Here is a 6,482-nt window from a genome sequence, read left to right as displayed (position 1 = left end):
GGCTGAAACTTAGCCTCTCCGGCGTTTGAGGAGCGGGGTCTGGGGCGGAGCCCCAGGTTCGGGACGGGAAGGGGCGGCGGGGGCGAAAACCCTCAGGTCAGGACCGGCGCGGACCGGTGCAGGAATCCGGGCACGGCGGGGCGGGCCGGAACTACGCGGGTGCCCCGAGTTCCGCCCAGACCGTCTTGCCCGCGACGTCCGGCGCCCGCACGACCCCCCAGTCCAGACAGAGCCGCTGCACGATGAACATGCCGTGGCCACCCGGCCGCCCCGCCCGGTGCGGGGTGCGCGGGGCCGGCTGCCCCGTACCCCGGTCGGTGACCTCGATCCGGATCACCTTCTTGTCACAGGTGATGGCCAGATGATCCGGCCCCTCGGCGTGCAGGCAGGCATTGGTGACCAACTCGGAGACGACGAGCAGGACGTCCTCCGCGGCAGCCCGCTGATCGGCGGTGGCGGCGGGCAGCCAGCCCCACGCGTACAACGCCTGGCGGGTGAAGTCACGGGCGAGCGGCACGACGCCGCTCTGGCCGTCGAAGCTCAGCCGGCGGACCGTGCCACCGCCGCCCGACGGCTCGGAGGACTCCGGCGGCACGGTGGGCACGGCGACACCCCCGTCGGGCGCGCTCCCCGCCGACGTGCCGCCCCCGGGCGTCCCGGAAGCGCCGCTGGGCTCCGGACCGCGGTCGCCCGGCGAGCAGGGCCGGGTGGTGCTCATCAGCGCTTCACCTCACCGTGTCACCAGTTCACAATTCACAAGTCTCCGTACTCGGTCGGTCACGCGCGTACGGCGCATCCGGTTCCCGGCGCCCTCGCGACCACCGTGTCCGGCATGTTCAGGGTGTCTCCTGCCCGGGCGGGCCGAGGGGACACCCCCGTATTCGCACGAAAAGGCGCGACGGAAGGGAGTCCCCGACGACGGGAGCGCCCCGCCGGGCGTGCCCGTGCGGGTCACGCCGAATCGTCGGCCAGCGCCGCCTCGAGAGTGTCGTGGATGGTGAACACCGCGTCCGCCCCCGTGATCTCGAACACTCGTGCGACGACGGGCTGCATCCCCACGAGATGGACCCCGCCCCCGGCCGCCTCGGCCTTCAGCCGGGCACCGAGCAGCACGTTCAGCCCCGTGGAGTCACAGAACTCCAGCCGGGAGCAGTCGATGACGAGCCGCTTGAATCCCTTGGCGAGGCAGTCCTCCAGTGGCTCACGCAACAGATCGGCGGTGTGGTGATCCAACTCACCCGCCGGAGTCACGACGGCACTGGGGCCCTCTTCTCGCACCTCGACCAGAAGCCGGCCAGACTGTGCGCTGCCGACCGTCCCGCGGTCCATGCCGTCTCTCTCTCCCGACGTCGTGGCTGCCTGCTGACGTCCTCGAACATTACGCCTTATGGCCACGCTTCGACAGCCGAACAATCGCACACAAACAGACATATGCGAACGTAACGCACTTGCGGTTGGCTCGGGAAAGCGGGTAGGGCTAGTAGGAACACGTACCAGGCAGGAACACGTAACCGACACGGCCGGCTTTGGAGGCGCCGCACACCGCAGTGCACGTATCGGCTTCGGCAGCCATATGCCGAGAACGATGGAGGACATCATGTCACCCCGGCTCGACGCATCGCGTACCCCGAAAGCGACGTCGACACTCCCTCCGGAACATCTGGATCCCATCGAGCAGGACGACCCGGCTGTCGTCCCTGACGACCTACTCGCCGGACTCCCGGAGATCCCCCCGTACGACGAGGTGGGCCCGGTCGACGCGCGGGCCCTGTCCAAGACCCTCTTCGAGCGCCTCGAGTCGCTGGAGGAAGGCACCCACGAGTATTCGTACGTACGCAACACGCTCGTGGAGCTGAACCTCGCCCTGGTCAAGTTCGCCGCCTCCCGTTTCCGCTCGCGCAGCGAGCCGATGGAGGACATCGTCCAGGTCGGCACCATCGGCCTGATCAAGGCGATCGACCGCTTCGAACTGTCGCGCGGCGTGGAGTTCCCCACCTTCGCGATGCCCACCATCATCGGCGAGATCAAGCGCTTCTTCCGCGACACCTCGTGGTCCGTGCGCGTGCCGCGCCGGCTGCAGGAGCTCCGGCTCGACCTGGCCAAGGCCGGTGACGAGCTGGCCCAGCAGCTCGACCGCGCGCCGACGGTGGCCGAGCTGGCGGAGCGTCTGGGCATCACCAACGACGAGGTCATCGAGGGCATGGCCGCGTCGAACGCCTACACCGCCTCCTCGCTGGACGCCCAGCCGGAGGAGGACGACGCCGAGGGCGCCCTGGCGGACCGGATCGGGTACGAGGACCACGGGCTCGAAGGCATCGAGTACGTCGAGTCGTTGAAGCCGCTGATCGCCGAGCTGCCGCCGCGGGACCGGAAGATCCTCTCCCTGCGCTTCGTCGCGGGCATGACCCAGTCGGAGATCGGCGAGGAACTGGGCATCTCCCAGATGCACGTCTCCCGCCTGCTGTCGCGGACGCTGGTGAAACTGCGCAAGGGGCTCACGGTCGAGGAGTGATCCTCACCGGGTGACGTTCGTCCTCAGGAGGGCGGTCCGAGACCGGGCCGCCCCCTTCGGGACGTCCGGGCGCCTCGCGCCGCTCACACCTCGCGCACGCCCCGTCGCCACACGCCCGCGACCAGCGGCACACCGGGCCGGTAGGCGAGGTGGACGTGGCTCGGGGCGTCGAGAAGGGTGAGGTCGGCGTACGCGCCCGGGGTCAGCCGGCCGACGTCGGTGCGGCGCAGGGCCGCCGCGCCGCCTGCCGTGGCCGACCAGACGGCCTCGTCCGGCGTCATCCCCATGTCCCGTACCGCCAGCGCGACGCAGAAGGGGACGGAGGACGTGAAGGACGAGCCGGGGTTGCAGTCGGTGGACAGCGCGACCGTGGCCCCGGCGTCGATGAGCCGCCGGGCGTCCGGCCACTCGGCGCGGGTGGAGAACTCGGCGCCGGGGAGCAGGGTGGCGACGGTACGGCTGTTCGCGAGGGCGTCCACGTCTGCGTCGGTGAGGTGGGTGCAGTGGTCGGCGCTGGCCGCGTCGAGCTCGACGGCGAGCCGGACACCGGGGCCGTGGGAGAGCTGGTTGGCGTGGACGCGCGGGTGCAGGCCCTTCGCCTTTCCGGCGGTGAGGATCGCGCGGGCCTGGTCGCCGTCGAAGGCGCCCTTCTCGCAGAAGACGTCGATCCAGCGGGCGTGCGGCGCGCAGGCGTCCAGCATCTCGCCGGTGACCAGGGCGACGTATCCGGCCGGGTCCTCGGCGTACTCGGGCGCCACGATGTGGGCGCCGAGGTAGGTGACCTCGTCGGTGTGGCGGGCGGCCAGGCGCAGGGCGCGGGCCTCGTCCTCGACGGTCAGGCCGTAGCCGGACTTGGTCTCGAAGGTCGTGGTGCCCTGACGGAGCGCCTCGCCGAGGAAACGGGTGAGGTTCGCCTCCAGTTCCCCGTCGCCTGCGGCCCGGGTGGCGGCGACGGTCGTACGGATGCCGCCGGCGCTGTAGGCGCGGCCCGACATCCGGGCGTTGAACTCCTCGGTGCGGTCACCGGCGAAGACCAGGTGGGAGTGGGAGTCGACGAAGCCCGGCAGGACCGCCCGGCCCTCGGCGTCGACCCGGTTGTCAGTGGCGGGTGCTTTGCTTGATTCACCGGTCCACACGACGCGGTCGCCCTCGATGACGACGGCCGCGTCCCGGACCAGACCGAGGGGGGAACTGTCACCGAGGGAGGGGTCGTTGGTGACCAGCGTGGCGATGTTGCTGATGACGGTGCTGCTCATGGTGTCCTCGTGGGTGGTCGTCAGGCGCGCAGTGCTCGAACCGCCTGCGCGAGGGCTCCGGGCACATCGGGCACGAGCGTGTGCGCCCCGTCGCGTACGACGTGCCGGCCCGCCACGACCGTGTGCCGTACGTCCGCTGCCGTCGCCGCGAATACGGCCGTCTCGGCGCCGAGCCGGGGCGGCGGCCCCGCTGTTCTGACCGAGTCGAGCCCGAGGGTGGTGAGGTCGGCGCGCGCCCCGGCCTCGATGCGGCCGGTGTCGTCCCAGCCGAGGGCCGCGTGTCCGTCGGCGGTGGCGGCCCGCAGCAGCGCGGCGGCCGTCCAGTGGCCGCGGGTGCGGGTGCGCAGGCGCTCGTCGAGCTCCATCGCGCGGGCCTCTTCGAGCAGGTCGATCACGGCGTGGCTGTCGGATCCGAGGGAGAGCGGGGAGCCCTCGTTCTGCAGGGCGGCGGCGGGTCCGATGCCGTCGGCGAGGTCGCGTTCGGTGGTCGGGCACATGCAGGTGCCGGTGCCGCTGCCGCCGATGAGGGCGATGTCCTCGGCGGTGAGGTGGGTGTTGTGGACACCGGTGGTGCGCGGCCCGAGGACGCCGTGCAGGGCCAGGAGCTGCGTCGGGGTGCAGCCGTGGGCCTCCCGGCAGGCGTCGTTCTCGGCGGTCTGCTCGGACAGGTGCACATGGAGCGGGGCCCGCCGCTCCTCGGCCCACCGCGCCACGGTCGCCAGCTGCTCCGCCGGTACGGCCCGGACGGAGTGGACGGCCGCCCCGATCCGTGCGTGATCCCGTTCCTTGAGAGCTGAACAGCGTGTGGCCCAGGCGTCCGCGTCGCCGTCGGAGAAGCGGAGCTGGTGGGTGGTGGGCGGCTGTCCGAAGCCGGAGGAGAGATAGGCGGTGTCGAGGAGGGTGATGCGGACACCGGCTTCGGCGGCGGCCTCGACGAGCGCCTCGCCCATGGCGTTGGGGTCGGCGTAGGGCGTGCCGCCGGGGGCGTGGTGGACGTAGTGGAACTCGCCGACGGTGGTGATGCCGGCCAGCGCCATCTCGGCGTAGGTCGCACGGGCGAGGGCGTGGTACGTGTCCGGGGTGAGCCGGCCGGCCGTGGCGTACATGACCTCGCGCCAGGTCCAGAAGGTCCCGGACCCCACCTGGACGGTGGAGCGCAGGGCGCGGTGGAAGGCGTGGCTGTGCGCGTTCGCCAGTCCCGGGAGGGTCAGTCCGCGCAGGATCTCGGCGCCGGGCGGCGGGGCGGGGGTGTCCGGGCGGACGGCGGTGATGCGCCCGTCCCGGACCTCGACGGTCACGCCCGGCTCGACGTGGCTGCCGAGCCAGGCGTGCTCCAGCCAGTACGTCCGTGGGGTGGCAGTCACGTGCGGGCCAGTCCTTCCAGTACGTCGGCGAGCGCGAGGACCCCGGCCACGCAGTCGTCCTCGGTGGCGGACTCGGCCGGTGAGTGCGAGACGCCGGTGGGGTTGCGCACGAACAGCATGGCGGTCGGGACGCGTCCGGAGAGGATTCCGGCGTCGTGTCCGGCGCCGGTGCCGAGGACGGGCACCGTGAGGTCGGTGCCGGTGCCGAGGATGCGGGCGAGTTCGTCGCGCAGGGCGTGGTCGAACTCGACGACGGGGGTGAAGGACTCGCGCTCGACGTCGAGGGTGACGCCGTGCTTCCGCGCGTGGGCGCGGGCGGCCTCCCGCACGCCGTCCACCACGGTGTCCAGGCTCTTCTGGTCGGCGGCGCGGGAGTCGAGCCAGCCGCGCACCAGGGAGGGGATGGCGTTGACGCCGTTCGGCTCGACGGCGATCTTGCCGAAGGTGGCGACGGCACCGGTGAGTTCGGCCTCGCGGCGGGCGGCGAGGACGGTCTCGGCGTACGACAGCATGGGGTCGCGTCGGTCGGTGAGGCGGGTGGTGCCGGCGTGGTTGGCCTCGCCCCGGAAGTCGAACCGCCAGCGGCCGTGCGGCCAGATGGCGGACGCGATGCCGACGCGGTCGCCGGACAGGTCGAGGGCACGGCCCTGTTCGACGTGGAGTTCGACGAAGGCGCCGATGCGGTCGAGCCGTTCGGGGTCGGGGCCGATGGCGTCGGGGTCGTATCCGGCGGCCTCCATGGCCTGCGGGAGGGTGGTGCCGTCCCCGTCGGTGAGCCGGTGGGCCTGCTCGACGGTGAGCGCGCCCGCGGTGAGCCGGGAGCCGACACAGGCGAGCCCGAAGCGGGCGCCCTCCTCGTCCCCGAAGTTGACGATGCCGAGCGGCTTGCCGAACCGCACACCCCGCCGCCGCAGCTCATCCAGCGCGGCGAAGGCGGACACGACCCCGAGGGGCCCGTCGAAGGCCCCGCCGTCCGGCACCGAGTCCAGATGCGACCCGGTGACAACAGCGTCCCCGTCGGCCGGATCCCCGAGCCAGGCCCACTGGTTCCCGTTCCGATCGACCTCGTACGCCAGCCCGCGGCTGCGCGCCTGCGCCTCGAACCAGCCCCGGCAGTCGGCGTCGGCCTCACTCCAGGCGAACCGCCGGTAGCCACCGGAAGCGGCATGGCGCCCGATGGGTCGCAACTGAGCCCACATCTCGTGGAAGGAGGCCACATCGAGAGCCGGACCAGGCCCGCTCTCCAGGCCGTCACCCCGCCCGGGCTGCAGACCGTCAGCCCGCCCGGGCTGCGAGCCGTCACCCCACCCAGGCCGTGGACCATCACCCCGCCCAGGCTGCGGACCATCG

At 72.2% G+C, this 6,482-nt stretch carries 6 protein-coding genes; 1 reads left to right on the top strand and 5 read right to left on the bottom strand.

All coding sequences use genetic code 11. The annotated features are described in order from the left end of the window. Window positions 1–151: 151 nt before the first annotated feature. Together ACFV5H_RS18050 and ACFV5H_RS18045 are read right to left on the bottom strand one after the other, a co-directional pair. The gene (locus ACFV5H_RS18050; RefSeq protein ID WP_385195723.1) at window positions 152–718 is read right to left on the bottom strand and encodes an ATP-binding protein; all 567 of its coding nucleotides are present in this window, start codon (window positions 716–718) and stop codon (window positions 152–154) included. 233 nt (window positions 719–951) lie between these two features. Further along, a complete protein-coding gene (locus ACFV5H_RS18045) occupies window positions 952–1,329 on the bottom strand; it encodes an STAS domain-containing protein (RefSeq protein WP_385050307.1) in 378 nt (125 codons plus the stop codon). 256 nt (window positions 1,330–1,585) lie between these two features. Here ACFV5H_RS18045 and ACFV5H_RS18040 point away from each other — a divergent pair, with 256 nt between their 5' ends. Next, window positions 1,586–2,512 (top strand): RNA polymerase sigma factor SigF, encoded by a 927-nt coding sequence (locus ACFV5H_RS18040; protein ID WP_385050305.1) that lies wholly within the window; start codon window positions 1,586–1,588, stop codon window positions 2,510–2,512. An 83-nt stretch (window positions 2,513–2,595) separates the two neighbouring features. On the opposite strand, the gene hutI is transcribed toward ACFV5H_RS18040, so the two are convergent. The 3 genes from hutI to ACFV5H_RS18025 are packed head-to-tail and all read right to left on the bottom strand — an operon-like array spanning window position 2,596 to window position 6,331. Continuing rightward, entirely contained in the window at window positions 2,596–3,768 is a 1,173-nt protein-coding gene (gene hutI, locus ACFV5H_RS18035; RefSeq protein ID WP_385050304.1) for an imidazolonepropionase, read from the bottom strand. Window positions 3,769–3,788: 20 nt separating this feature from the next. Further along, complete coding sequence (locus ACFV5H_RS18030; protein WP_385050302.1) at window positions 3,789–5,132, bottom strand: formimidoylglutamate deiminase; 1,344 nt, start codon at window positions 5,130–5,132, stop codon at window positions 3,789–3,791. After that, window positions 5,129–6,331: an allantoate amidohydrolase gene (locus ACFV5H_RS18025; protein ID WP_385195736.1), complete on the bottom strand. Its 1,203-nt coding sequence runs from the start codon at window positions 6,329–6,331 to the stop codon at window positions 5,129–5,131. Before ACFV5H_RS18025 ends, ACFV5H_RS18030 begins: the two co-directional genes overlap by 4 nt. Window positions 6,332–6,482: the final 151 nt, after the last annotated feature.

It is taken from the genome of Streptomyces sp. NPDC059787 (genome assembly GCF_042732315.1).
GTDB classification, from domain to species: Bacteria; Actinomycetota; Actinomycetes; order Streptomycetales; family Streptomycetaceae; genus Streptomyces; species Streptomyces atrovirens.
This window is presented reverse-complemented; position numbering and strand designations above follow the sequence as displayed.